At 57.2% G+C, this 25,832-nt stretch carries 21 protein-coding genes; 15 read left to right on the plus strand and 6 right to left on the minus strand.

The genetic code is table 11. The features are described from left to right. The first annotated feature begins 62 nt into the window (after positions 1-62). From JWR17_RS18405 to JWR17_RS18435, 7 genes are all read left to right on the plus strand, one after another. Positions 63-1,040, plus strand: a complete 978-nt coding sequence (locus JWR17_RS18405) for a substrate-binding domain-containing protein (RefSeq protein ID WP_299833448.1) — start codon at positions 63-65, stop codon at positions 1,038-1,040. An 81-nt stretch (positions 1,041-1,121) separates the two neighbouring features. Beyond that, positions 1,122-2,138 (plus strand): galactitol-1-phosphate 5-dehydrogenase, encoded by a 1,017-nt coding sequence (locus JWR17_RS18410; RefSeq protein ID WP_299833450.1) that lies wholly within the window; start codon positions 1,122-1,124, stop codon positions 2,136-2,138. A 99-nt stretch (positions 2,139-2,237) separates the two neighbouring features. Next, positions 2,238-3,758: an FGGY-family carbohydrate kinase gene (locus tag JWR17_RS18415; protein WP_299833452.1), complete on the plus strand. Its 1,521-nt coding sequence runs from the start codon at positions 2,238-2,240 to the stop codon at positions 3,756-3,758. Next, positions 3,755-4,753: a sugar-binding transcriptional regulator gene (locus tag JWR17_RS18420; RefSeq protein WP_299833454.1), complete on the plus strand. Its 999-nt coding sequence runs from the start codon at positions 3,755-3,757 to the stop codon at positions 4,751-4,753. Before JWR17_RS18415 ends, JWR17_RS18420 begins: the two co-directional genes overlap by 4 nt. Further along, on the plus strand, positions 4,746-6,242 hold the full coding sequence (locus JWR17_RS18425) for a sugar ABC transporter ATP-binding protein (protein ID WP_299833456.1): 1,497 nt from the start codon (positions 4,746-4,748) through the stop codon (positions 6,240-6,242). Before JWR17_RS18420 ends, JWR17_RS18425 begins: the two co-directional genes overlap by 8 nt. Further along, positions 6,239-7,267, plus strand: a complete 1,029-nt coding sequence (locus tag JWR17_RS18430) for an ABC transporter permease (protein ID WP_299833459.1) — start codon at positions 6,239-6,241, stop codon at positions 7,265-7,267. Before JWR17_RS18425 ends, JWR17_RS18430 begins: the two co-directional genes overlap by 4 nt. A 33-nt stretch (positions 7,268-7,300) precedes the next feature. Next, complete coding sequence (locus JWR17_RS18435) at positions 7,301-7,990, plus strand: HAD-IA family hydrolase (protein WP_299833462.1); 690 nt, start codon at positions 7,301-7,303, stop codon at positions 7,988-7,990. Between the two features lie 107 nt (positions 7,991-8,097). Here JWR17_RS18435 and JWR17_RS18440 read toward each other — a convergent pair whose 3' ends face one another. The 5 genes from JWR17_RS18440 to JWR17_RS18460 all read right to left on the minus strand — a co-directional run bounded on the left by JWR17_RS18440 (position 8,098) and on the right by JWR17_RS18460 (position 13,602). After that, positions 8,098-9,390, minus strand: coding sequence for a beta-propeller fold lactonase family protein (locus tag JWR17_RS18440; RefSeq protein ID WP_299833464.1), 1,293 nt, complete (start codon positions 9,388-9,390; stop codon positions 8,098-8,100). 63 nt (positions 9,391-9,453) lie between these two features. Further along, positions 9,454-10,830 (minus strand): cytochrome c, encoded by a 1,377-nt coding sequence (locus tag JWR17_RS18445; RefSeq protein WP_299833466.1) that lies wholly within the window; start codon positions 10,828-10,830, stop codon positions 9,454-9,456. A 5-nt stretch (positions 10,831-10,835) separates the two neighbouring features. Continuing rightward, positions 10,836-12,482 (minus strand): GMC family oxidoreductase, encoded by a 1,647-nt coding sequence (locus tag JWR17_RS18450; protein WP_299833468.1) that lies wholly within the window; start codon positions 12,480-12,482, stop codon positions 10,836-10,838. Then, positions 12,475-13,008: a sugar dehydrogenase complex small subunit gene (locus JWR17_RS18455; protein ID WP_299833471.1), complete on the minus strand. Its 534-nt coding sequence runs from the start codon at positions 13,006-13,008 to the stop codon at positions 12,475-12,477. The genes JWR17_RS18450 and JWR17_RS18455 overlap by 8 nt, the downstream gene beginning before the upstream one ends. A 72-nt stretch (positions 13,009-13,080) precedes the next feature. Next, positions 13,081-13,602, minus strand: coding sequence for a hypothetical protein (locus tag JWR17_RS18460; RefSeq protein ID WP_299833526.1), 522 nt, complete (start codon positions 13,600-13,602; stop codon positions 13,081-13,083). A gap of 632 nt (positions 13,603-14,234) precedes the next feature. Between JWR17_RS18460 and JWR17_RS18465 the strand changes: the two genes are divergently transcribed. The 8 genes from JWR17_RS18465 to JWR17_RS18500 all read left to right on the plus strand — a co-directional run bounded on the left by JWR17_RS18465 (position 14,235) and on the right by JWR17_RS18500 (position 24,727). Next, positions 14,235-15,392 (plus strand): outer membrane beta-barrel protein, encoded by a 1,158-nt coding sequence (locus tag JWR17_RS18465; protein WP_299833473.1) that lies wholly within the window; start codon positions 14,235-14,237, stop codon positions 15,390-15,392. A gap of 114 nt (positions 15,393-15,506) precedes the next feature. Further along, on the plus strand, positions 15,507-16,034 hold the full coding sequence (locus tag JWR17_RS18470) for a polysaccharide biosynthesis/export family protein (RefSeq protein ID WP_299833475.1): 528 nt from the start codon (positions 15,507-15,509) through the stop codon (positions 16,032-16,034). 1 nt (position 16,035) lies between these two features. Beyond that, positions 16,036-18,252: a polysaccharide biosynthesis tyrosine autokinase gene (locus tag JWR17_RS18475; RefSeq protein WP_299833477.1), complete on the plus strand. Its 2,217-nt coding sequence runs from the start codon at positions 16,036-16,038 to the stop codon at positions 18,250-18,252. A 79-nt stretch (positions 18,253-18,331) separates the two neighbouring features. Next, positions 18,332-19,717, plus strand: a complete 1,386-nt coding sequence (locus JWR17_RS18480; protein ID WP_299833479.1) for an undecaprenyl-phosphate glucose phosphotransferase — start codon at positions 18,332-18,334, stop codon at positions 19,715-19,717. A 161-nt stretch (positions 19,718-19,878) separates the two neighbouring features. Beyond that, the gene (locus tag JWR17_RS18485; RefSeq protein ID WP_299833481.1) at positions 19,879-21,264 is read left to right on the plus strand and encodes an oligosaccharide flippase family protein; all 1,386 of its coding nucleotides are present in this window, start codon (positions 19,879-19,881) and stop codon (positions 21,262-21,264) included. An 83-nt stretch (positions 21,265-21,347) separates the two neighbouring features. Continuing rightward, positions 21,348-22,478, plus strand: coding sequence for a GDP-mannose 4,6-dehydratase (gene gmd, locus JWR17_RS18490; protein ID WP_299833484.1), 1,131 nt, complete (start codon positions 21,348-21,350; stop codon positions 22,476-22,478). Further along, complete coding sequence (locus tag JWR17_RS18495; RefSeq protein ID WP_299833485.1) at positions 22,468-23,409, plus strand: glycosyltransferase family 2 protein; 942 nt, start codon at positions 22,468-22,470, stop codon at positions 23,407-23,409. The genes gmd and JWR17_RS18495 overlap by 11 nt, the downstream gene beginning before the upstream one ends. Before the next feature lie 142 nt (positions 23,410-23,551). Continuing rightward, complete coding sequence (locus JWR17_RS18500; protein WP_299833487.1) at positions 23,552-24,727, plus strand: hypothetical protein; 1,176 nt, start codon at positions 23,552-23,554, stop codon at positions 24,725-24,727. A gap of 21 nt (positions 24,728-24,748) precedes the next feature. On the opposite strand, the gene JWR17_RS18505 is transcribed toward JWR17_RS18500, so the two are convergent. After that, positions 24,749-25,831 (minus strand): glycoside hydrolase family 5 protein, encoded by a 1,083-nt coding sequence (locus JWR17_RS18505; protein ID WP_299833490.1) that lies wholly within the window; start codon positions 25,829-25,831, stop codon positions 24,749-24,751. Position 25,832: the final 1 nt, after the last annotated feature.

The raw sequence follows: 25,832 nt of genomic DNA on the forward strand, positions 1-25,832 counted from the left end.
GCACGAGGTAGCGCTCCCAGTTCCACACGCAAAAACCACAACAATAAAAACAGGAACCCACCATGTTGCAGATAACTCGCAAGCCTGTTCATGCCCTTTCTCTGGCTCTCGCCATCAGTGCTGCCGCGCTGACCAGTCTTCCAGCCCAGGCCAAAGACCTGAAAATCGGTTTCAGTCAGGTCACGCTACAGTCCCCGTTCTATGTGCAACTGCGCGACGGTGCCAAAGCGGCAGCCGAAAAAGACGGCGACACGCTGATCTTCCTCGACGCCAACGGTGATATCAGCAAGCAGAACAACGACATTCAAGACTTACTGACGCGCAAGGTCGACGTGCTGATCATTAACCCGGTCAACCCTGACTCCGTCGGTGCTGCCCTTGATGCCGCTAAGCGCGCCAAGGTCCCGGTACTCGCCGTGGATCGAGCGATCAATGGCGACATAGCGGCCACCATCGGCCGCAACAACGAGAAAATGGGTGAGTTGTCCGGCACCGCATTGCTCGCCGCGTTAAAAGCCAAAGGCGTGACCAAAGGCAAAATTATCGAAATCCAGGGCGATGCTGGCGGCACGGTCATGAAACAACGCCGCGACGGCTTCCACACCGCACTCAAAGGCAGCGATTTTAAAATCATCGAAGGGCCGTACAGCGAATACATGCGCGCCAATGCCGTGACCGCGATGCAGGACTTGCTGCAAGCCAACCCCGACGTCAAAGCGGTGTTCGCCCACAACGATGACATGGCCATGGGTGCGTTGCAGGTGCTCAAGGAACGCGGCATGACCAACGTGTTGGTGGCAGGCGTCGACGGTTTGTCCGAGGCGATAAATGCCATCGAAAGCGGTGACCAGTACGTGTCTACGGCGCTGAACGACCCGCGTTACCTGGGGGAAATCGCCATCGATGCCGCCCGTAAATTGGCTACAGGCAAAAGCGTGGACAAATTTGTCGACGCTGGCACCGAAGCCGTGACCAAAGCCAACGCGGCCCAGGTCAAGCACGACGCGACTTTCGGTGAGTATCGCCCCGGCGCGCAATAAGCCTTTTTGATTCATCAACGTTTTGGGCGCCTCTCACGAGAGGTCCCTCCCTGCACGTCATTCAACACAGAGGATGTCATCGTGAAAGCAGCAGTCATGTACAAACCGGGCGATATCCGGGTCGAAGAAGTTGAAAAACCTACGGTCAAGGCCGGCCACGCATTGGTCCGTGTCGCTGCCTGCGGTGTCTGTGGCTCGGACATCCCACGGATGCTGAGCAAGGGCGCGCACCGCATGCCGCTGATCTGCGGTCATGAATTCGCAGGTTTTATCGAAGAAATCGGCGAAGGCATCGAAGGCTATTCCGTCGGCGAACTGGTCACCGTGCCGCCCATGATCCCGGACGTCAGCAGCGACCAATACCAACGCGGATTCCCGTCCCGCTCGGAAAACTACGACTACTTTGGCAGCCGCCGCGACGGTGCCTACGCCGAATACGTCAACGTACCGCTGACCAATCTGATCAAGGTTCCGGCGGGCATGGACCCGATTGCGGCGTCCCTGGTCGACCCGGCAGCCATCGCCCTGCACGCTATCTGGAAAGCTGACTTCAAGGCCGGGCAAAGCGCCGCGGTGGTCGGTTGCGGGCCGATTGGTTTGTTCGCCATACAATGGCTGCGGTTGATGGGGGCCAAAGATATTATTGCCATCGACATCGCCGAGGAAAAACTCGCCATGGCACGCGAAGCGGGTGCCACCCATAGCCTGCTCAGTGGCAGCTCGGACGCTGAGTTGCCACGTTGCCAGTTGGTGATTGAAGCGGCGGGTCATCCAAGCTCATTCACCCAGGCGGTGCAATTGGCCAAAGCTGGCGGTCACGTTGTATTCATCGGCATTCCAACCACTGACGTACCTATTACCACCGCGACGTTTTCGTACTTCCTGCGTCAGGAAATCTCCCTGCACGGCGCCTGGAACTCGTTCTCCGCGCCCTTCCCTGGCGACGAATGGACCGCCTCCATCGACAAATTGGCCAGCGGCGAATTGCAATGGAAGTTCATGATTACCCATGACCTGCCACTGTCTGAATTGCCGGACATGTTCAAGCGCTACGCCGAACGCAAAGAGATCGCGGCAAAAGTTATTTTCCGGCCGTGAACGCATACGTGGCTAGCGACTTAAGCTGCTAGCCATCGGTCAGATGCTGTGCAAAGCCGATAAAACAAGAAGCGTCGCCAGAGACGCAGGAGGACAACCATGACCCTGTTGCTGGGACTGGATTTCGGAACCGGTGGCGTTCGCGCAGGCTTGTATGATCTGCACAGCCACAAGCTGGTGCAGGTTGCCGAAGCGCCCTACGCCACCGAATATCCGCAGTTAGGCTGGGCCGAACAATCGCCGCAAGAATGGTGGTCAGCGCTCGGCAGCGCGTGTCGAACGCTGATGGCCCAAGCCGGACACCCGCACGTCGCGGCGGTCTGCGTGGCGGCCACCGCCTCTACGGTTGTCGCGGCTCGCAGCAACGGTGAACCGTTACGCCCGGCGTTGTTATGGATGGACTGCCGCGCTACCGAAGCATCGGCGCACACCGCCCACGTAACCCATCCGATGATGAATGTCGGGGGCGATGCGGTGGAGTGGCTGATCCCAAAGGCCATGTGGTTGGCGCACAACGAACCGCAGGTGTATGCCCAGGCCGATCGAATCTGCGAAGCGGTGGATTGGATCAACTATCAGTTAACTGGCCGCTGGGTGGCCTCGCAGTTGAATGCCAGTTGCAAATGGAACTACGACACCCTGAATCAGCGTTTCCCGGTGGAATTATATGAAGAACTTGGCGTTCCTGAATTGGCGGAAAAACTGCCTCGTGAAGTGATTCCGGTGGGCGGTCGCATCGGTCAGCTGAGCGCCAACGCAGCCAGCCATTTAGGACTTAGCCGCGACACATTGGTTGCCCAGGGCGGAATAGACGCACACATGGCGATGCTCAGTGCCGGGACCACGGGTGCTGGCGAATTACTCTTCATCGGCGGCACATCGGTGGTGCAACTGATGCATACACCGCAACGCATGGACGTTCCCGGCATCTGGGGCCCCTACCCTGGCGCCTTGCTCGATGGCCAATGGTTGATGGAAGGCGGTCAAGTCTCGGCCGGTTCGATCCTGAACTGGCTGGCGCAGAAAATCTTCGGACTCAACGATGCCGAACATCAACAGATGATCAAAAAAGCCGCCCTGCTGCAGCCGGGTTCCACGGGTTTGCTGGTGCTGGACTATTGGATGGGCAACCGCACGCCGTACCGCTCGCCAGACATGCGCGGGGCAATTCTGGGCCTGTCACTGAACCATGATCGGCATGACTTGTACCGCGCGTCGGTTGAAGCGATTGCCCTCGGCTCGGCCAACATTTTTCACACCTGGAGCTCTCAAGGCATCGAGATTACCCGGGTGGTGGCGGCCGGTGGTTTTCAGAAGAATCCGTTATGGCTGCAAGCGACCATTGATGCCACTGGCGTACCGTTCGAGATGGTCGCCCATGACAACCTGACGTTGATCGGCACCGCCGCAGCAGCAGCCTGTGCGCTGGGCGAGTTCAGCCATCTGCAACAAGCTGCCGACAACTTTACTACCCGTGGCACCCTGATCGAACCTGACGCCGAAGCCCATGAACAGTACGTTGAGCTGCTGGGTCGTTATCGCGCCGCCACTGACAGCGTTGCGCCTATCAGCTGTAAACCCGCACTCGCCAGATTGCGCGGTGTGAGGCCTGCCGCATGAATGCTCTGTCCGACTCAAAAAACCCTGACACCTTACCCGCCCGCCTATTTTCCGACGCCCAGCGCGAGGATTTGATGGTCCAGGTGGCCAAGCTGTATTACGACCTGGAAAAGACCCAAAGCGATATTTCAAAAGAAACCGGCCTGACTCGCTGGCAGGTCAGCCGGTTGTTGCGTGAAGCCCGGGAAACCGGTGTGGTCAGAATCGAGATCATTCCCCGCTCCGCTCGTTTGCCCGAACTGGAAGCAGCGTTGCAGCGCACGTTTGGCTTGCGCGAAGCCCTGGTGCTGGGCGTGGTCGGTGACGACAGCGGCTTGAATGCGGTGACTCAGGCCGCCGCTCGCTACTTGTGCAGCCTGCAACCAGCACCGGATTTGATCGGAGTGTCGTGGGGCCGAACCCTGACCAAGATGGCTCAATGGCTGGTCCCGCGCTGGAATGAATCAGTCAATGTGGTGCTGCTCAACGGTGCTATCAACACGCGCTCAGTGGGCGAACCCAGCCACAACGTCGCCGAGCGCTTCGCCCATGCGGCCCGCGGCCAAGCGACGTTGTTGCCGGTGCCGGCGATCCTCGGCAACGCTCGGACCCGCGAGGCATTGGAACAAGACCCTATTATTGCTGACGTGTTGCGCCTGGGCGAACAAGCCTCAGTGGCGTGTTTCAGCCTCGGCGAACTGACGGCGCACTCGGTGCTGATGGAGTCCGGCTATATAGACGCCGCGCTTTTGGCGGAGCTGGAGCGTCGCGGCGCAGTCGGCGACATCATGGGTCGTTTTATCGGCGCCGACGGTCAGGTGGTGATGCCTGAACTGGACGACCGGACCCTTGGCTTACGCCCACAGGCGCTGCGCGATAAAGCCTGGTCGATTGCGGTCTGCGTCGGCGCGCATAAGCATCAGATCGTTAAAGCCAGCGTCCGCGCAGGCTACGTCAACGTACTCGCCACCGACGAGGCCACCGCACGTTTCTTGCTGGAGCAAGACCATGACTGAAATGGCCCTCGATATCCGCCACCTCGCCAAGCGCTTTCCACCGAATGTGGTGGCGCTGACCGACGCGTCACTGACCGTTCGCCCCGGCGAAGTTCATTGCTTGCTCGGTGCCAATGGCGCGGGCAAAAGTACCTTGTTGAAAATCGTTGCCGGCGCCCATCGTCCCGACGGTGGTGAAATGCTGGTGGGCGGGCGCCACGTTGATTTGAAAAATCCTCAGCAGGCCCGAGAAGCCGGCATCGTGATGATTTATCAGGAACTGGATTTGATCGGGCAAATGACCGTCGAAGAGAACCTGATGCTCGGCTACACACCCAACCGCTACGGAATTATTTCCCGAGCCAAACGCAGCGCCCGGGCCGCTGAAGCCTTGAAGCGGGTCGGCGCCAATTTCAGCGCCACGGCCCGGGTCGAGACATTGTCTATTGCCAATCAACAATTGGCGGCGATTGCCCGCGCGTTGACCTGCGACGCCAAGCTGGTGGTGATGGACGAGCCGTCCGCCGCGCTTAACGAGACCGAGCTGAAACGAGTGTTCCAGGTGATCCGCGAGATCACGGCGGCGGGTGTTGCGGTCTTGTACGTCAGCCACCGCCTGAATGAAATCCGCGAGATCGGCCACCGGGTTACGGTCTTGCGCGGCGGCTGCACCTTGGAAACCCGCGAGCTTAGCGAGGTGGATGATCAGGCACTGATCAACGCTGTGGTGGGCGAGCACCGGGAACTGCTGGAACGCAGCGCACGCACCCCTCCCCGGGCTGAACTGGCGCTGAAAGTTGATAATCTACAGGGTGCTCAAGGTCTGAACGTTCACGGCCTTGAAGTGCGCCAAGGCGAAATCGTTGGACTGGCCGGGCTTAATGGCGCCGGTCGCAGCAGCCTGCTTAAAGCGCTGTTCGGCTCCGGACGGGTCACCGCCGACATCGAACTGTTCGGTCAGGCCTATAAACCCAACACCCCACGCGACGCGATTCGCCAAGGCATTGGGCTGGTTCCGGAAAGTCGCAAGACCGAAGGCTTGATGTTGGATGCGCCGATCTATCGCAACGCAACGCTGGTGCACACCCACCGCTTGACCTGGTTTTCCCATTGGCAGGCCAAGCAGCGCAGCGAGCCGGTCCTCAAGCGTTTGCAAACCAAGTTCGACAACCTCGATCAACCGGTTCGGCAATTATCCGGCGGCAATCAACAAAAAGTGGTGATGGCCAAGTGGGTGATCGAAGGCACCCGCCTGTTACTGCTGGACGAGCCCAGCCGTGGCCTCGATGTGGGCGCCAAGGCTGACTTGTACGCGTTGGCCCGCAGCTTGGCCCAGGAAGGCTCTGCCGTATTGGTGGCCAGCAGCGAACTGGACGAGCTGTATGTCAACTGCGACCGCATCTGGGTCATGCATGAGGGCCGCAACGCGGAGTGTTTCGATCCCTTGACGACCCCTCGCGACCATATCGAGCACACCATTCTGACCGGTAAAAGAGTGCACATATCATGACCATTACCAGCAATCGCCTGCCTGTTTTCGAAAAAGTTTCTCTGTTCGGCGCCCTGCGTCGTCGCGCTGTGCTCGATTGGGTCATGCGTTACAACTTCGTGTTCATTTTCCTCCTGGCCGTGGTGGTCGCTACGTTTCTGTCTGACGACTTCCTGACCTTCGGCAACATCGCCAACCTGTTCCAGCAAGGAGCCATTGTTGGCATCGTCGCGATTGGCATGACGTTCGTGATTCTCACCGCCAACATTGACCTGTCGGTGGGCAGCGTCTGCGCGTTTGGCGGGATCGTGGTCTCGGTGATGCTCCAGCAGCAGATCGGCGGCTGGCTGGCAGTACCGGCGACGTTGTTGGTCGGGCTATTCATCGGCACTTTTATGGGCGCGATTACCGTATTTGGCAAAGTCCCGAGTTTTATCGTGACCCTGGCCGGCCTGGTATCGCTGCGCGGCGCGACATTCCTGGCCTCCGACGGCGCCCCCATTGGTAACCTGCCAGCCGGCTTTACCCGCATTGGCTCAGCAATGATCGATATTCTGCCGAGCCAAGGCGTCGTGTTTCCGGTGTTGGGTTTGGTGTTCATCGTAATCACCCTGGTGGCGTGGCTGGTGTTGCGCTACACCGTCTTCGGTGAATACGTACTGGCCACCGGCGGTAATCTGGAGGCCGCGCGCTTGTCCGGGGTGCCGGTGCGCGCCGTGACCATCGCTGTGTTTGCCATCTGCGGCGGGTTGGCTGCGTTCGCCGGCATGCTCATGACATCACGCCTGCATGTGGGTCAGCCGACGGCGGCCCAAGGGCTGGAACTGGATGCCATTGCCGCCGTGGTCTTGGGCGGCACCAGCCTGTTCGGTGGCCGCGGCAGTGTGGTTGGCACGGCGGTTGCGGTTATGCTGCTGCAAGTGCTGCGTAACATTTTCAATTTGCTGGGCTTGGGTTCGTTCTATCAGATGGCAATTACCGGGGTAATTATCATCCTGGCCATTCTCCTGAATCGACTGATCGACCACTATGCAGGCCGCACCTGAACCGCCTCGACTTTTAACCTGTGGAAACACCCGATGAATGCTTCGCTTAATGAATTCGGCGCCATAACCGCCGTGATTTTCGACATGGATGGCCTGTTGCTGGACACCGAAGGCATCTATACCGAAGTTACCCAGATCATCTCCGACCGTTACGAGGGTCGAAAATTTGACTGGAGCCTCAAGCAAAACACCATCGGCCTCGGCGCTCGTGATCTGGCGAGCTACATCATCGGCGCACTGCAATTGCCCATGAGCATCGATGAATACCTGGACGCACGAACGCCGCTGATGAACGAACGGTTTCCGCGGGCTAAAGCGATGCCAGGCGCCGAAGCGCTGGTCAGGCACCTGTCAGCGAACAAGGTGCCAATCGCCGTGGGCACCAGTTCTTCGAAGCACTTTTTTGAACTGAAAACCACGCTGCACAAAGACTGGTTTGCGCTGTTCGACACGGTAGTCACCGCCGATGACCCCCAGGTGGGAGCGGCAAAACCCGCACCTGATATTTTCCTGATCGCGGCCCAGCGCCTCGGCATTCCTCCAGCGCAGTGCATGGTGTTCGAAGACTCGCCGTTCGGCATTACCGCCGCGAAAGCAGCAGGTATGCTCGCTATCGCCGTGCCGGATTCGGCCATGCCTGCCGAAAAGTTCGCTCATGCAGATAGAGTGATCCGCAGCCTGGAAGGCTTTCAGCCCCAGGGTTACGGATTGCCGTTGCGTTGAATCGAGCGGTGCCCGCGCTGCTGCATTCATCAGGAGCCAGCTTGTTGGTGAGGCCGCGGGCTGACACACCGCAATGTGCCTATCGCCAACAAGTTGGTTCCTACAGATCAGCCGCCAATGCTGTAGGCATCCACCCACATCAGCGATTTAGTCGGGTCGCTGATCTCATATTTTTCGACGAATTTCAATCTGCCATCGGGCCTGATCTTAAACACGGCCAGGTTAGCCTTGATCTCAAGCACTTTGCCGTCTTTGGTCACTAGCCCGCTTTTTTGGTTGCCGACGATCAACAGGTGCTGGTCTGCAAGGACGGCAAATGTCCGCGCCTCGATGCCTTGGCTGTCGATATGCTGCAACAGCTTCGGCTCGCCAGTTTTTGCATCCAGCGCATAAGTCACTATGTCATTTTCGCCGTGCTTGAAGACTGTCTGGCCGCCCTTGCTCACCGTCTCGTCGGAGCGATTGGTCACGTACAAAAATTTGCCGTCCGGGCTGAGCTGAATCACCCCGCCCTTCTTGATCCCCTCGTCTGCTTCAGGTTTCCAGTGCGGATCAAGGGTCGAGGTTTTGAACGAAGCGTGTTCGGCGAGTTGGCCGCTGTCGGCAATCTTGTAGGTATAAATTTTGCTGCCGCGCTCAGTCGCCACGTACGCCAGCGATGTTTTCGGCGCGTATGCCACATGCCGCGGTCCCACGGTGGGTTCGAATTCTACCCGGCTGCCTTGGCCTAACTGACCGTTGGTGTAGGTAAAGGTGGTCAACGTCCCCACATCCTCCGGGTGTCCCGGCGTCCCATCGTTGCCACGCCCGGCTGCGATCACGAATTTGTTGCTCGGCATCACCGTGACCTGATGGGTAAAGATGCCCGCTTGTACCGGTTGTTGCTGCTCGATGGCCGCGCCGACTTGGCCGTCTTTTTCAATCGGGTGCACGCTGAGGGTTGCCGACTTGTTGTAGGCGACCAATGCATAGCGTCCTTCACGGTCCAGGGTCAGGTGAATCGGCCGCTCTTTCAAATTAACCGGGGAGCCCAGCGCGGTCAGGCGGCCGCTGTGCTGATCAATCGTAAAAACGTTGAGGAGGTTGACGTCGCCAGGGTTGGTTGCGCTAATGTTGCTGGAAATTACATACAGATGCCGGTGGGCACGATCAGCCACGGCGAACTGTATAGTCGCCGGTAACCGCAGCGTTTCATCCAGTTTCAGGCTGGCCCCGTTGTTGGTCTGAGAGCCGCTGATTAAAGAGCCGCTGGTTAAAGAGTAATGCCGAAGTTCTTCACCAACGCTCGCATATACCTCTGTGTGAGCGGCTATGCCCGGTTTATCCGCCGCAAAGCCGTGCATCGATGCCGATGCAATTGCCGCATACAGCACACCAGTGAAAACCCGCTTCATGGTCATTACTCACTTCCTCGTGGTACGCAGGGGCTCAAGCCCCCTTTTTATTAGCGTCTTAGCGTCGATTTACATACGACGGCGACGACGGACAAACCACACCATTAAGGTAAGAACGATCATAACTCCCCCGACCATCGCGCCTTGAACCCACGCAATCAGCGACGATTCAGCACCGCCCCCACGCCGCTGTTGGACTTGCGCAACGCTGACGTTCGCCTCGGGATTGCCGTACAGCCTGGTCAAATAACTGACGAGCGTTGCTATCTGCGGGTCAGTCAAGGTTCTGGCAAAACCAGGCATCCTCAGGTCTGAGCCATCGCTGTTGCGATGAATGCCCTCGAGGATGACCATCACCAGATTGTGCGTGTTGCTACGACCGACTGCGGTGTTGTGCGACAAGGAAGGCAGGCCACCCTCGAAGCTGCCTTGACCCTGCGCCTGGTGGCAAGACGCGCAATAACCGTCATAGATCTGCGCGCCGCTCATTTTGTTTGGGTCAGCCGGTAAAGCGATCCCACGTACGCTACCCAATTCATCAGTCTTTTGACCCAAGGCATACACCGGTTTGCTGTCAGCCGGGTCGCGGTGCGCCGGAACGCTTTTGAGGTAGACCGCAATTGCCTGCGCATCCGCGCTGGTGAGGTACTGCAGACTATGGTCGACCGCTTCCGCCATTGGCCCAGCCGCTTGGCCTTTGCCAAGACTCGAGCCAGTCTTCAGGTACTTGACCAACTCATCCGTTTCCCAGCCACCGATGCCGGCGTTGGGGTCAGCGGTGATATTGGGCGCGTACCAGGTTCCCACATCGCCACCGGCCAGGTCCTCGGAAGAGACTTCTGCCATCAACAGGTTGCGTGGCGAATGGCAGGCGCTGCAATGGGTCAGGCCCTGGGTCAAGTAGGCGCCGCGATTCCATTCGGCGCTGTGTGCGGGATCTGCCGTGTATGGATGACTGTCGAGAAACAGCAGATTCCAGCCAGCCATGGACAGCCGGATACTGAACGGGAAAGGCAGTTCAGTGGCCTTGGTCGGCGTGTCCACCGCCGCGACGCTATTCATGAAATAGGCATACATCGCTTGCACGTCATCGTCGCTGACTTTGGCGTACGAGGTGTAAGGCATTGCCGGATACAGATGCGCGCCATCCGCGCGAATACCTTTGCGTAGCGCGTCGCTGAATTGCTCTAGTGTGTAATTACCGATGCCAGCGGTTTTCGACGGGGTGATATTGGTTGAAATGATGGTGCCAATCGGCGTCGACAAATCCAGCCCGCCCGCGAACGGTTGGCCACCGGGGACGCTGTGACATGCCACGCAATCGCCAACGGTGGACACGTACTTGCCGCGCTGGATCAGCTCGCTGCTGGCCGCACTGACCTGTAACGATACCGAGCCAATCGCGAAAATAACCATCTGCCTGAGAAGGCACGTTTTCCAGTTCATTGAGGTCAGCCCCCCACGTGTTCGGTCGATGAACCATCGGGGGAAGCCCGGGCAATAACCCGATCAGGCAGTATGTGGTGCGCCGTGCGCAAAGCCAGGGCGACGCCGGTCAAGGTTGAGTTCATGGTCGCTGCGGTGGGCATCACACCGGTGCTGCAAATGAACAGGTTTTCATGATCGTGAGTGCGACCAAAACTGTCACACACGGAAGTCTTCGGGTCGCTGCCCATGCTCATGGTGCCGGTGATGTGCTGGTTATTGGAAAACGCACCTTCAGCGCTGTAGCGCAGGTTGGTGCCACCCATGAGTTCGGCGATGCGGGCGAAATCCTTGTGCGACGCCTGGGCGCCCCGCCGGGTGTAATCATCGATGGCGTAATGCGCTTCAGGTTTGGGGATCCCCAGAGCGTCTTTTTGCGCGCTGAGGATGATGCGGTTCTGCGGATTAGGCAGCACTTCCAACACGTCTTTGAGGCTCATTTCAAAGGCTGCGCGGTGACGCAATTGCTTCTCGAATTCGACACCATAAACTCCGGCAGCAATCAGCGAATCGGTGGCGTTGTTGACTCGGGAAATGTTGGTGAAGTCCAGGCGATACGGCGCGTGATCCTTGCGAAATTCGCCGTCGCGCATGCTGTTGATCGAGCTTGGACTTTGCGGCCCCCGCCCTAGCCACAGTTCTTCGTCGGCATCAAAGGTGATAGATGTGCTGGGGTGGTCCATCAGGTGGCGGCCGACCATGCCGGAACTGTTGGCCAAACCATCAGGGTATTTGCTACTGGAGGACAGCAACAACAGCTTGGGACTCTCGATACCGTTGGCCGCCAGAATAAACGTCTTGCCGGTGACACGATGGGTGTTTTTGTCCGGGTCGAAATAGTGCACGGCAACGATCTTGCCGTTGTCGTCATGCTCGATACGGTAAACCACGGCATTGATCTGCAGCTTCGCACCGGCATCCACTGCCGATTGGATGGCGATGCCGCCATGGTATTGCGCATCGATGGGGCAAATCGGCTGGCAGCTGTTATTGCCGCAGCAGGCCGGTCGGCCATCGTAGCTGCGGCTATTGCGGGCAGTGGTGTTGCCAACCACAGCGTAGGTGGGCGCTAGCCGTTCACGCACCCGGCGCATGGCGTACGCCTCGGTGACCGGCTCCATCGGGAAGGGTTTGCTGCGCGGCGATCCAGTGTTTTCGGCACCGGAGACGCCCCAGATTTCTTCCGCTTCCTGATAGAACGGATCGAGTTCTTCATAGCTCAGCGGCCAGTCGACACCAACACCGTACAAACTCTGGATGCGCATATCATCTGGCACCAACCGCCAGGCCTGGGCGGCCCAGTGCCAAGTGGTGCCGCCGACGCCGCGAATGTATTCCGCCGGGTATGGATAAGGTCCAGCCTGGACCAGGTAGCCGTTCTCCACCGGTTTGTAGACCGGGTGCGGCGCCCATTCCGAGCAGGTGTAGGGGGACATCCAGTCGCTCTTGCGCGTGGAGTTACGAAACGCCGCGACAATCCGCCCGCGCTCTATCGCCCCGCCCGCTTCAAGGATCAACACCGAAGCGCCTTGCTTGACTAATTTTAGCGCCGCCAGTGACCCACAAATACCGGAACCGATAACCACAATGTCAGCCGAAAGCGCATCAGGCATTGGGCACCTCGTCGTTTGGATTGGCGGCCCAGCTGCCATAAGGGCCATAGGCATAGGTCGGCGGCTTGAGCACGTCGGCGACCATGACCGCGTTCAAGGCATTCTCGTAGGCGATACAGCGTGCGTGTTCGCCACTGCCAACCACCCCCATAAACCACGCCGTCGCGATTTTTCGCGGCACGGCGGCTAAAGGTGATTTTTCGTCATCGAGTGTTTTTTGCAGATTGATCGGGTCGATCTGGCGCTGACTCACCAGCGCCAAAAGGTTTTTCACCCCAGCGGCAAAGGTCGGGTCGTCTGCGACAAGGGCCAGATAGAGGTTTTGCGCCAGCTCACCGTTGAGGGTTTGGCGCCCGGCAATAATGGCCGACATCGCGACAAAAGCGCCCTGATCGGCGCTGTTGATCGGCTCGGCCAAGGCCCAGGGGATCAGTGAAGCGGTGTAGGCAGTCAGAAGGGTTTTAAGAACAGTTCGCCGGGTTGGCGTCAGCGCTTTGGAGTGTTTGTTGGTTGTTAGAGAGTTCATGTCTTTCCTGCAAAAAAGGCAGTGTTGTCTTCCCCGGACCCTGCCCTACGTAGGGCATCGGTATAACAGACGTTAATGCACGGGGTGACTCAGATGGATAACCACTGCAAAAACACCGAGGAACAACCATAACACTGCAAACATCCTGGGCGTTCTTTTCGAGAACAGCAGCGACTTTTTATGCCCACTGTCACTGGATTCCCAACTGCTGAATAAAGGCGAATCGTCGTAAGCGAGGCCGATAACCGGTTCACTTCGCAGCAGCCCGCTTTGCTTGTAGTACCAGTGATCAATGATGTCACACGAGGCCTTGATACCGGGCCAGGCACTGACTGAACTTGCCAGCCCGAACAGGGCCAGGATCGGCGGCACAACCAAGGTGAAAACCGCACCCCAATTGGGGTTTAGATTGGCCATGGACGAAGCGTAAGCAATGACCAGAAACGCCTGGGCAGAAAGATAAGCGTTGGTACGGCTGGACAGATTGGTGGTTTCGAAATGAATTTCACGGCGATAGAAATCCAGTCGGTCCTTCGGAGTACCGAATAGTTTCGCCTCTTCCTCGGTCTGTGCCGGGGCCGACGATTGCGACATGATAATTTTTGGCACGGCGAACTCGGTGAATCGAAAGAGACATATTGACGTGCGATTGTCGGGGGAGTTCAAGCCTTAGGACATGCTCCGCACCCCCTTAAGAGATTCGCCCGTCGAACATGGCGTGATCACCACAGTTAATTCGATATTTCTTTATGGAGTGTAACTATTTTTCTTTGTGATTCATTTGCTTATGAAGCCTACTATTATAACTTCATCCATCAGTCAATATATCGACACTTTAATATCAATGGGGTTGTCATTGGGCGGGGTTCCGCTCCGTTTGTCGTCCAACATACAAAAGCCAAAAACTTTATTCATAATCAGATTGTCTAGCCATTACGACACAGAACAGTTCCGCCCCTAGCCACCCATTGGTTCTGACCTTTTTCCCCTTGTAGTTTCCCCTTAACGCGACACTCTTTCGCGCAGGGTACACCGCAGTCATCGGCTGTCTATGCCGCTTTATGCATAGTTGATGTGAAGAAACCCGCAGCTTGTGCCCAAGGTACAGGTGGGCGGTAGCATTGCCATTTGTCTTCCTCTTCTTTGCTAGCACCCGTCGCTATTGCGCATTAACGCCGTGTGGCTGAGAAATTTTTTCTATGCGTGTTCCGAAAAAGGAATCGTTAATGATCTATGGGAAAAATCTGCTGACGATGCTCGTGCTAGTTCCTTTTCCGCTGGTGGCGATGGCAGACGAACCGCGAAGCGTGGAAATCGGCGGGTTTGAATTCACTCCGACCTTGAAAGTCAGTGAGCGCTATGACGATAACTTTCGGACATTGCCCAATCAGGTCCAGTCGGCGTGGGTCACGTCTGTGCGTCCGACCTTCGTTTTAGGGACGCAAACCGGCACCAGTGGCTACCAGGTAGAGTACTCCGCCGACAGCCAAACCTACGAGGACCACGCCGACGCCAACCATGTCGATCAGCGCCTCACCGCAAAAAGTATTGTTGAATTGAACGCGCGCAACCGTGTGAACTGGGAGCTTGGCTATCGCCGCGCCCAAGACACCGTGCAAACCACCCAGCCTCGCGAGAATGACAAGTACACCGTGAAGAACGCTAACCTGGGCTACAGCTTCGGCGTCCTCAGCGGTATGAACCAGATTGACGTGTTGGCCGGTTATCAAGAGTTGCGCTTCCAAAACAGTGGCACCCTCAACGACGACCGAGAGCACAACACCACCACCCTTGACGCGACCTGGTTTCACCGCCTCGGCGGCCGAACCCGCACATTGGTTGAGGTGCGGCACAGCGATTTCAATTACTTACTGTCAAACAGCACCCGTGACAGCACTGGCGATGTCGCCTTGGTGGGCCTGACGCGGGACGTCAGCGCCAAGCTCAGCGGCAGCATACGCGTAGGCTACGAGCAGAAGAATTTCGACAGTGCTGCTGTGAATGACTACAGCAGCCCAACCTGGGAAGTGGGCGTGGACTATAAGCCGCGCACCTACTCCACGTTTTCATTGAACGCCAGTAAACGATTCGAAGAAGGTGACGACGGCGCCAGTACCATCCATGACACCAGCACCCGGCTGGGCTGGCGACATACGTGGACGCCGTGGATTTCCACGGAGGTCAACTATCGCTATGCGGACCTTCGTTATCTGGGCGTAGGGCGCGACGACACGCTTAATACCTACGGCGCCTCGGTGATTTATTCGGCGACTCGCTGGGCCGACGTGACAATGGGCTATCAACGCTGGAAAAACGACTCCAATGACAGTGATCAGACCTACACCCGCAACGTGTACTTAATGAGCATTGGGTTGAGCCTTTGATATCAGTTGCACAACAAACCGCGTCGCCTGATTCCCGATACAGGTTCTACAGAAATCCGGGAGACATCGGAATCTCCTGTACAGCCAACTTCATAACCTGAGAGAGGTTGTTCCATGTTCATCCGTCAATTACTCATCACAGTGTTACTGCTGGTCTGCAGCGTGCCGGTATTGGCTGCGGGGCAATATCAGCTCAGTTCGGGCGATGTCATTAACATCAACGTCTTCGGCGAAACGGACCTCAGCTTCAAGGAAATTCGACTGAACGACGCAGGGACCTTTTCCTACCCGTTCATTGGCGAGATCAACGCCAAAGGCTTAACCCCGGCCCAAGTGGAAAAATTGATCACCGACAAACTCAAGGACGGGTATCTGGTGGCGCCTCGGGTGTCGGTCAGTGTGCTGACGTATCGACAGTTTTACATCAGCGGTGAGGTCAAGTTACCCGGTGGCTATCCGTTCCAGCCGGGCCTGACGCTGGACCGCGCCATCGCCGTGGCGGGTGGGCTGACGGAGCGTGCATCGGATAAGCGCATCACCATTGTGCGTGGCGCAGACCCAACCCGCAGCAGCATCAAAGCCAGCCTGAATACGTTGGTTGAACCGGGTGACACCATCAACATTGAACAGGGGTTCTTCTGATATGGGCCAGGTCAGCATTAGCAACAGACGCGAGATCAACACGCGCTACATGGCGCCGCTGGAAGATGATCGGGATTTCCTCGACTCGCGCAAAATCGGCTACACACTGTGGGCACGCAAGTGGCGGATTTTGACCCTGGCCCTTATAGCCACGGTGCTGGTGGCACTCCTGATGCAGTCGGTAACGCCGGTCTACCGGGCCGTCGCCTCGCTGGTCATTGAACCAAAGGGCGCAATGCTGATTTCGTTTCAGCAAACTGCCGACCCGAATAATCCCACCAACGATTACCTACAGACACAAATCAGCCTGATCCAAAGCCGAGATGTGGCTGAGCGTGCAGTACGCAAGTTGAACCTTACCGAGCATCCCGAGTTTGATCCGCGTCAACAGGTCAACCTCATGCAGCGTGGCAAAATGCTGCTCGCCGAACTGTCGCCCGGGTTGTTCCCCGCTTCGTGGAGCACGGGTGAAACGCTGACGTCGTCTGAAGTATTCGACGGTGCTGTACTGGCACTGATGGACCATACCGCTGTGGCAGCCGTGGGCAAAAGCCAACTGGTCACCATCGCCGTGACGCTCAAAGATAAACAAACCGCTGCATCGGCCGCCAACGCCTTGGCCCATGGCTATCTGGAAAGCCGTCTCGATGCGCAAATCGGTGATTCAGTGACGGCCAGCCAGTGGATGAATACGCGCTTGGTCGAGTTACGCACGCAGTTGCAACAGTCGGAAGCCAAACTCCAAAGTTATCGTGACGCCGAAGGGCTGGTTGACGTGGGTGGCGTGGTCACCATCAGCGCCAATGAGCTGGCAAAAACCAGCGACAGCATGGTCGAGGCGCGTCGTCAGCGGGCCGATGCGCAAAGCCAGTACCAGCAAGTGCTGTCCATGAGTGGCAAGGGCGCGGATCAGTTGTCGAGCATTCCAGCGGTGATCAATAATCCGGTCATTCAACAGTTCCAGGCCGACGAGGCCCGGGCGCAATCCAAGGTCGATGAGCTGTCGCGGCGCTACGGCGACCGCCATCCGAAAATGCTCGCCGCACGCTCCGATTTGGCGGCCGCTCAAGCGAGCATGCGCATCCAGGTCAATCAGGTGTTGGCCGGGCTGAAGCGCAATTACCAACTGGCGCAATCCAACGAGGATTCGTTGCGTGCGTCGGTTAACAGCAGTCGACAACAGATCCAGGACATCTCGCGCAAAGAGTTCAAGCTGCGTGAACTGCAGCGCGATGTAGACAGCAACCGCTCGCTGTACGACACCTTCCTCACTCGCCTGCGAGAAACCACCGCCACTGCCGATATCGGACTGAGCAACGCACGCATTGTTGACGAAGCCATGCTGCCGATGCAGCCCAACACCCCGCGCAAATCGTTGATTTTGTCGATTGTTGCCCTGTTGGCGCTGGGGTTGGGCTGTGCCTTCGAGTTGCTGCGCGACTCGATGAAAAACACCTTTAAATCCAGCGACGATATCGAGAAAAAACTGCGTTTGCCGGTGCTGGGCGTCGTTCCGCTGTTGAAAAAGAAGAGCCGCGCGCGTATTGCTCGCCAGTTCGAGCGCAACGACAACGCGGCGTTCAACGAAGCTATTCGAACCATCAGGACCAGTGTGATGCTCGACGATATCGAGGATCGACGCCGTGTGGTGGTGATCACATCCTCGATTCCCGGCGAAGGCAAAAGCGCGATAGCGGTTAATCTGGCCTGTGCCCTGGGACGACTCGATCAGGTGCTGTTGATAGAGGCCGACCTGCGTCGCCCTACCCTGGCCCGCAACTTCGGTTTAAGTAACGAAAAGGTCGGCCTGGCAAACCTGATCAATGGCAGTGCCCGGGGCGAAGACTGCGTTAGGCACGTTGGCGATATAGACGTTCTGCCTGCCGGGGCCGTGCCCTCCAATCCGCTGGAGCTACTCGCATCGCCGGGCTTCCGGAGTTTTCTCGAGTGGGCGAAAAAACGTTACGACCGAATTATCATCGATTCGCCCGCCAGCCAGTCGGTCAGTGACGCCGCATTGCTGTGCGCCATGGCGGATGCAGTGCTCTACGTCGTCAAATCCGACAGCACGTCGGTGCCGCAGGTCCAACGCGGTGTTGGCGAGTTGCTGCGCAATGGGGCTCCCGTCACCGGAGTGATCCTCAATCAGGTGTCTGCTCTCAACGCGCGGTATGGTCACCAGGGGTATTACGGCTACCTACCGGGCGAAACGAGTTAAGCCAACAGGGTTAACTCAAATCACTAGCATTCACCTGGGCAAGGCATTACAGGTAACCGCAATCAGTGGGATATCAACCATGACTGCTCCACGCCTGCACCCTTCGGTTAATCGCCGCGGCCTGACGTTCTGGGGCCAATGGTTTAGCGCGACGGTGATGTCCAACCTGACGATTTGCTATCTGGTGTTCCATGAATTTGGCGCCATCCCGGCTGAATATCGAGTTTTGATGCTATTGGGGGTGCTGGGTTCGGTGCCGATTTATAGCGCGTTGCACGTGTACCACAAGCGCTACGGCTATGGTTCAGGGTTGCTTCGGGTGCTGGCGGGCTGGACGCTGTTAATGGCGGCGGTGTATGGAGCGGCGCTGTTATGCCTGGGCTACGGCAATCTTAATCACAGGCTGCTGGGCGAGGCTGCGGCCCTCGGATTTGTCGCCCAGGCGTGCACGTATCTGCCTCTGCACTACCTGATGAACCTGCATTCGCGCTGGCTGCGTTTCGAGCGCACAGCAGTGATTATTGGCACCTCTCCCCTGGCGTACGCCTTGGCCAAGCAATTGCGCGTGCGCGTGCCGGTGTTGGGTTTGGTTTCGATCGATAGCGAGTCCGCCGAGGTCGACAGCGACTTGCCGGTTCTGGATGGTTTGTCAGGGCTGTCCGATCTGGTGGTGCGCGCCAAGGTGCGGCGGGTATACATCGCTCTGCCCCTGAATAAAGCGGCGCAAATTGAGACGATCTACCTGAAGTTGCTGGACCTCAGCGTTGACGTGGTTTGGATACCGGATTTCGGCAGCATGACGCTGCTCAATCAGTCGGTCGCGCAAATTGAACAATTTCCGGCGATTTACCTCAATGAAACGCCACGCAGCTCCCATCCGGCAGCGGTCTTAGGCAAAGAGCTGTTTGATCGTGGGATAGCACTGATCACCCTGATCATCCTGTTCCCGGTGCTGCTGGCGGTGGCGGCTGCGGTGAAACTGTCGTCACCCGGGCCGGTGTTTTTCCGCCAGCCACGCCATGGCTGGAACGGCTCGGTGATTAACGTGTGGAAGTTTCGCTCCATGCGCTTGCACGATGACGTGGTGGTCAAACAGGCGACCCAAGGTGATCCACGCGTCACCCGCGTCGGGGCGTTTTTACGACGCACTTCGATGGATGAATTGCCGCAGCTGATAAACGTGCTGCGCGGTGAAATGGCACTGGTGGGGCCACGTCCCCATGCGGTTGCGCATAACCAATATTACGGCGACAAGATCCAGGCCTATATGGCCCGGCACCGAATCAAACCCGGCATAACCGGCCTGGCACAGATAAGCGGCTTGCGTGGCGAGACCGAGACACTGGAAAAAATGCAACAGCGGGTCGAAAAAGACTTGGCCTACATCAACGAATGGTCGCTGTGGCTAGACATCAAGATTTTGCTTAAAACACCGTTTAGCTTGTTTTCACGGAACATTTACTAAGCCGTGCATGGCGAAAACCTATGCAGTCTGCATGGAATTCGACTCTGTAGGCGCTGCCGAAGGCTGCGATTGCGCCAGAGAATCGCAGCCTTCGGCAGCGCCTACGAGTTTTGATTTCATTGCAAAGAATAAAGATCCGATCCATTGGTGCGGAGAACGGCATGGCAGACCCCGATTTAAGCGTCACCGCGCCGCAGCGCAGCAGTGTGGGATGGCGCGCTGCGCTTCAGCAGCTTTACCGAGGTCGTCTGGTGCGCAATATCCTGACGACAATTTCCGGCAGCGCCGGCGCGCAGGCGATCAATTTGGCGCTGATTCCGGTGATCATGCGCATATATGGTCCGGATGCGTTCGGCGTGGTCGGGACCTTTCAGAGCCTGAGCATTATCCTGATTCCGTGGTGTGCGCTGACCTACCCCATGGCGATTGTATTGCCGTTGCGCGACGGCGAGGCCCGAGGGTTAATCCGCTTGTCGCTGCTGGTCGCGGCCGTGATTTGCGGCGCATCGGCTTTGCTGCTGTATGGCTTTGGCGCGCGGTTCGCCGCATCCCTCGGCATCGATATTTTGATCCCGTACCTGATGCTGTTACCGATCGTTATGTTCAGCTCCGCCGTGCTGGAAATCACCCAGCAATGGTTGTATCGCACCCAAGCGTTCAGCCTCACGGCCCGAGCCGCGACACTCCATGCCTTGCTGTACAACGCCACCCGGAGCCTCGCCGGTCTGGTCCAATCATCGGCCCCGGTATTGGTGGTGACCAGTGCGCTGTATTACGTCATCCACAGCGCTTTGTTATTGATAGGCATCCGCTTGCGGGGCACCGCCCAATTATCGGCCGGTGCCCGGCAAGTTCCTGAAGCGCCTAAAAAGCTGCGGCAATTGGCCGCCGACTACCGAGATTTTCCGCTCTATCGCGCGCCTCAAGTGTTGATTAATGCGCTGTCGGTACACATGCCTACCCTGGTCCTGGCGTCGGCCTTTGGCGCGGTGCCTGCGGGATTTTTTGCCCTGTGTCTGCAGGTATTGGCGATGCCGAGCAATTTTATTGGCAAAGCAGTAGGCAGCGTTTACTACCCACGAATTACTCAAACGATACACGCCCGTGAACCGGTGACCGGCCTGTTGGTGCGTGGTGTGGCTGGCATGGCCCTGGCCGGACTGGTGCCTTTTATAACGCTGGCCATCGCCGGACCGTGGCTGTTCGGTCTCGCGTTTGGCGCCCAATGGCAGCCGGCCGGCGAGTACGCGCGATGGCTGGCGCTCTCTGAATTCGCCGGCTTTATCGGTGGCCCATGTTTGGTGGCGGTCCCCGCGCTGTCCTTGCAAAAACGCTTTCTGGTCGTCGAGGTCATCAGCACCAGCCTGCGAATCCTGGCGGTGTTCGCTGGCGCGTTTGTGTTTAAAGATGCATTGGCGGTGGTCATGGCCTTTGCTGCCGCGAACGTGGCTATCAACTTATCGATGATCATCATTGTGCTGTTCGAAGGGCAACGGTGGTATCGCCGGCTGGAGTCGAACGCTTCCGCGCTGTCCAGCGCGACCTGAATACCTCTGACGGCAAGTGCCTGACGACAGCGTTCGACATGTAACTGGTTTCTTCAACACGTGGCTGAGCAGGTATCGACGATATGGACAGAAAGCGCGCATTGATCACGGGCATCACCGGTCAGGATGGCTCTTACCTGGCCGAATTGTTGTTGGAAAAAGGCTACGAGGTGCACGGCATTAAGCGCCATGTATCGCTCCGCTCCACCCAGCGTATTGATCATTTGCATCAAGACCCGGAACTGGCCAACCGGTTTTTTCTCCACGAAGGAGACCTCAGCGATACGTCCAGCGTGACCCGCGTAGTGAGCCGGGTTCAGCCTGACGAGGTGTACAACCTGGGGGCACAATCCCATGTCGGGGTCAGTTTCGAGTTGCCGGAATATACGGCTGATGTCGATGGCATCGGCACGTTGCGCTTGTTGTCGGCTATCCATGAGTTGGGGTTGGGTCACAAGACCCGCTTCTATCAGGCCTCCACGTCCGAGCTGTACGGTCTGGTGCAGCAAGTGCCACAGACGGAGTCCACCCCCTTTCACCCCCGGTCGCCCTACGCGGTGGCCAAACTTTACGGCTATTGGATCACCGTCAATTATCGCGAATCCTATGGCATGTATGCCTGCAACGGCATTTTGTTCAATCACGAATCTCCTCGTCGCGGGGAAACCTTCGTGACTCGGAAAATCACCATCGGCTTGGCCAACATTGCGCTGGGCCTGCAGTCCTGTCTAATGCTGGGCAACCTCGATTCCCTGCGTGACTGGGGGCACGCCAAGGATTACGTGCGGATGCAATGGATGATGCTGCAACAGGAGCATCCTGAAGATTTCGTCATCGCCACTGGCGTCCAGCATTCGGTGCGCGACTTCCTCACTTGGTCGGCCGCCGCCATGGGCGTTCAGCTGCGGTTCGAGGGCAACGGCGTCAATGAGTTCGGCGCAGTATCGAAAGTCGAGGGCGACTTGGCCCCGGCGGTAAAAGTAGGCGATGTGGTGGTGCGGGTCGACCCTCGATTCTTCCGCCCGGCCGAGGTCGATTCGTTGTTGGGCGACTCGACTAACGCGCGGCTCAAGCTGGGTTGGGTCCCCGAGATCACTGCGCAGGACATGTGCGCCGAAATGATGCAGGAAGACCTTGCCGCCGCCAGGCGCAAGGTCATGCTTATCAATGCAGATGCGCATCTGCCCTCGCTGGATAGCTACCATGAGCAATGAAAATGTGTGCGCAATCGTTCTTAACTGGAACGGTGCCGAGCAGACGATAGCGTGTATTCACGCTATTGAAGCCAGCTGCGAAATACCCATCGTGATCATCGACAACGATTCCCGGCCCGATGACTATCAGCAACTACTAAGTTATATGGCCGGGCAAGACCCGCAGCAATCGTGGGTCACTACCCAAGACGAAATAAAACACAGTGAGCGCAAATACTCCCGTTGTCTGATCAAGAACAGCGGTAATTTCGGTTATGCGGGCGGGAACAACGTTGGCATTGATTACGCATACCGGGCCGGCTACGACTACTTCTGGATATTGAACAACGACATCACGGTTGAACCGGGCGCATTGCAGGCGTTGCTTGAAACAATGCACAGCGATCCACTGTGCGGCTTTAGCGCATCGGTGTTGGTGTATGCCGACAACCCCGCAGTGGTTCAGTGTGTCGGCGGCGGAACGCTGTATCCATGGTTAGGCAAGACTAGGTTGATCGGTAAAAAACTGGACCGTTCGCAATTAGACCAGACCCCTTTGCCCACGCCGGATTATTTGATGGGAGCATCAATGCTGGTTTCCCGCGAGGTCGTTCAGCGGGTGGGACTGATGGATGAACGTTACTTCATGTATTCCGAAGAAGTCGATTGGCAACGCAGGGCCGCTGCCCAAGGTATTCGCTGTCAGGTTTCTTTGCGCAGTTTCGCGCGCCACGGCGACAGCGGCAGTACCCAGGGAAAAAGCCATCTATTTCACTTTTATCGTAATCGCGCCGCGATCATGTACAACCGCAAATTTCACTCCATGACCTGCTGCATCGTGTCGGCGCTGGCATTGGCGTCGATCACGGTGCTGCAAAACCGTCGGAGCCTGAAAAATATCCGCTATGGCCTCAAGGGCATCAGCGAAGGGTTAACTTTTTCCTGGCGCTGAGCAAATACGGCGCTTTCCATGGGTTTAATCCACGAAGGTATCGGCTGTGATCAGGACGCTCTTTTCCTATCGAACCCTTTTATTGATGGTGATATTTGTCAATTCGAGGTGCCTGTTTTTAATAGATAACAAAACCGCTGGATTGCCCTATATACGTGAGTTGTTCATCGCGGCGATTACGGTGTCCGCGCTGTTTTTGCTATTGGTCTGGAAGCGCACACATCAGTCGCGGGCCGGTCTTTGGATACTGTGCCTTGGGTTAGTGTTGCCTCTGTTATCGGCGCTGTTGGCCAAGGCCAAATTCGGCCAACCGCTGATATACGGTTTACTCGAAGAGCGTCGCAGTTTTTTGTACCTGATGTATTTCCCGGTCTTGTACTTGATGATCAAAGCCCGGCTCACTCAGGAGCAACTGGAACGCTATTTTTTGCTTGCCGGGCTGGCGTGTGTTGCCGTCGGCTACTTGTATTACTTAGGTATTATTCCCCAAAACAACGATGTCACCTTTATGGTTGACGAAAAAGACTACGGGTCTGATCCGCTGCGACCCAATCGCTTTGACATTGCCGGGCCTTACGTCAGTGCGTGCGCCTTCATGTTGATGTACCGCCTCAAGCGGCAGTTCTCATTGGGGACGGTTCTGTTACTGCTGCTGTTTACTTCTTATCTATGGCTGGTACTGCAGACCCGCAACACCATGTTGATTTGGGCAGTGGCAGGCGTATGGATTTTCCGCAGTCAATGGGGAACGCTGCTCAAGGTGGGTATTGCGGTAATGGTCATTTTGTTAGTGGCGGACTTCTTTCTACCGGAGGGTATTTTTGCCGAACAATACGCAAAACTCAACGCGATGGTCGGCGAAGCCACCAGCGGGGGTGGCGTACGCGGTAACACCATTGCCCTGGTTCTGCGTGATGTCGCGCAGAACTATTACATCGGCATGGGGGCCTTGTCGCTGCAATGGAATGGCGGCTTTGCGCGGCTCTACAGTATTTACTTTTACTTATCTGACGTCGGTCTGATGGGCGTGTTTTACCGCTACGGTTTTCTCACGCCGATCGTTGCGCTGATTTACTACATTGGGTATTGGCGAATCATGCGTCAATGCCGCAATAAGGGTGACTTGCTGAATGCGTTCCAACTGGATTTCGCACTCAACTGCGTGAACTTTATTCTGTCTACGTCAATCATGTATGGCGGCGAATTGGCAGGTTTGGCCATCGCCGGTTTCGTTTACTTTGCCCGGGTATCGGTAGCGGCCAACCAGGCTGTACCTGCCAGGGAAACGAGGCGCAATCTTTTGCAGGGAAATGCATGAGCTCCCGTTCCCTAATGTGATTCAAGGCCCTTTTCGGTTGGCAATGGGACCGTAATCGGTGCACTGCGGCGCAGTGAGGTATTTGGCAAGGACCGGCCATTGCGGGCGATCACGGCCATTTATCGGCTGGACCGCCAGTTTGTAATTGCCCCACGCCTCGCCAGCTGACCAGTACGCCAACGGCACGCAATGGTCGCGCAGGTAACTGAGCAAACGGTCGGTCGCATCGATCCAGCGCGGGTCATCGTCGGGAATGCCCATCTCGCCAATTTGCCCGCGACGGCCATGCTTTTCCAACCACTCGATAAACGGCTTGACCCGCTTGACCGCAACGTCGGGATCAATCCGTGGGTCCTTAGGTTTTTTGTACTCACCACCGCCGCCTTCGTCCATGTACAGGTGTGCAGAAAATACCAGATTATCGGCCGGGTCTTTCAGTGCCAGCAAATCATCGTTGGACTGCGGCCAACGCTCGGCGCTGGACCATGAGCGGCCCTCGACAATAATCAACCGCCGTGGATCCACTTTGCGAATTGCATCAATCCCCGCTTGCGCCGCTTGTGGCCAATGGGCATCGGAGTCGTCGTGGGGCTCGTTCATCAGGTCATAGGCGTACAACGCCGGTGCGCTGTGCCAGCGTTGGGCGATGCGCTGCATTAATTGTCGATACTGATCGACGGACACTGCCGAGCTGCCAATCACCTGATTTCTGTAACGCGCGTAATTGTGCACATCAAGAATCACGTTTATACCCTGCTGGCCCGCTTGAGCCAGCATGCGGTCGATCAAACCGGCATAAGTGCTATCTAAGTCGCCGCCTAATCTCGGTTGCAGGCGCTCCCATATTATCGGGAAGCGCACTGTCCGAATGCCTTTGGCTTTCCACAAGGCGAAGAACTCGTCACGGGGAAAAAAGTAGTTTGTGCCGTTTTCGCCGGGCCACACGCCTTCCGAGAATTCGGCCCCTGAGACGTTGATCAAAACCATGGGCAGCGTCGCGGCTTCCGCTTGCGCGACAAGCCCATGAACCAATGCCAGCCCTATACCGGTCAGCACCGATTTCCTCAGCCAGGCCAAGGTGCAGTGGTGCGCGCTACTTTTCATT

The organism is Pseudomonas sp. (assembly GCF_028293835.1).
Taxonomy (GTDB): Bacteria; Pseudomonadota; Gammaproteobacteria; order Pseudomonadales; family Pseudomonadaceae; genus Aquipseudomonas.

Coding starts and splice junctions, on each gene's coding strand:
- JWR17_RS18415 (WP_299833452.1), top strand. CDS start 2,238: ATGACCCTGTTGCTGGGACTGGATTTCGGAACCGGTGGCGTTCGCGCA.
- JWR17_RS18505 (WP_299833490.1), bottom strand. CDS start 25,831: ATGAAAAGTAGCGCGCACCACTGCACCTTGGCCTGGCTGAGGAAATCG.
- JWR17_RS18435 (WP_299833462.1), top strand. CDS start 7,301: ATGAATGCTTCGCTTAATGAATTCGGCGCCATAACCGCCGTGATTTTC.
- JWR17_RS18425 (WP_299833456.1), top strand. CDS start 4,746: ATGACTGAAATGGCCCTCGATATCCGCCACCTCGCCAAGCGCTTTCCA.
- JWR17_RS18445 (WP_299833466.1), bottom strand. CDS start 10,830: ATGAACTGGAAAACGTGCCTTCTCAGGCAGATGGTTATTTTCGCGATT.
- JWR17_RS18485 (WP_299833481.1), top strand. CDS start 19,879: ATGGCAGACCCCGATTTAAGCGTCACCGCGCCGCAGCGCAGCAGTGTG.
- JWR17_RS18495 (WP_299833485.1), top strand. CDS start 22,468: ATGAGCAATGAAAATGTGTGCGCAATCGTTCTTAACTGGAACGGTGCC.
- JWR17_RS18475 (WP_299833477.1), top strand. CDS start 16,036: ATGGGCCAGGTCAGCATTAGCAACAGACGCGAGATCAACACGCGCTAC.
- JWR17_RS18460 (WP_299833526.1), bottom strand. CDS start 13,602: ATGTCGCAATCGTCGGCCCCGGCACAGACCGAGGAAGAGGCGAAACTA.
- JWR17_RS18440 (WP_299833464.1), bottom strand. CDS start 9,390: ATGACCATGAAGCGGGTTTTCACTGGTGTGCTGTATGCGGCAATTGCA.
- JWR17_RS18430 (WP_299833459.1), top strand. CDS start 6,239: ATGACCATTACCAGCAATCGCCTGCCTGTTTTCGAAAAAGTTTCTCTG.
- JWR17_RS18465 (WP_299833473.1), top strand. CDS start 14,235: ATGATCTATGGGAAAAATCTGCTGACGATGCTCGTGCTAGTTCCTTTT.
- JWR17_RS18450 (WP_299833468.1), bottom strand. CDS start 12,482: ATGCCTGATGCGCTTTCGGCTGACATTGTGGTTATCGGTTCCGGTATT.
- JWR17_RS18420 (WP_299833454.1), top strand. CDS start 3,755: ATGAATGCTCTGTCCGACTCAAAAAACCCTGACACCTTACCCGCCCGC.
- JWR17_RS18405 (WP_299833448.1), top strand. CDS start 63: ATGTTGCAGATAACTCGCAAGCCTGTTCATGCCCTTTCTCTGGCTCTC.
- JWR17_RS18480 (WP_299833479.1), top strand. CDS start 18,332: ATGACTGCTCCACGCCTGCACCCTTCGGTTAATCGCCGCGGCCTGACG.
- gmd (WP_299833484.1), top strand. CDS start 21,348: ATGGACAGAAAGCGCGCATTGATCACGGGCATCACCGGTCAGGATGGC.
- JWR17_RS18470 (WP_299833475.1), top strand. CDS start 15,507: ATGTTCATCCGTCAATTACTCATCACAGTGTTACTGCTGGTCTGCAGC.
- JWR17_RS18455 (WP_299833471.1), bottom strand. CDS start 13,008: ATGAACTCTCTAACAACCAACAAACACTCCAAAGCGCTGACGCCAACC.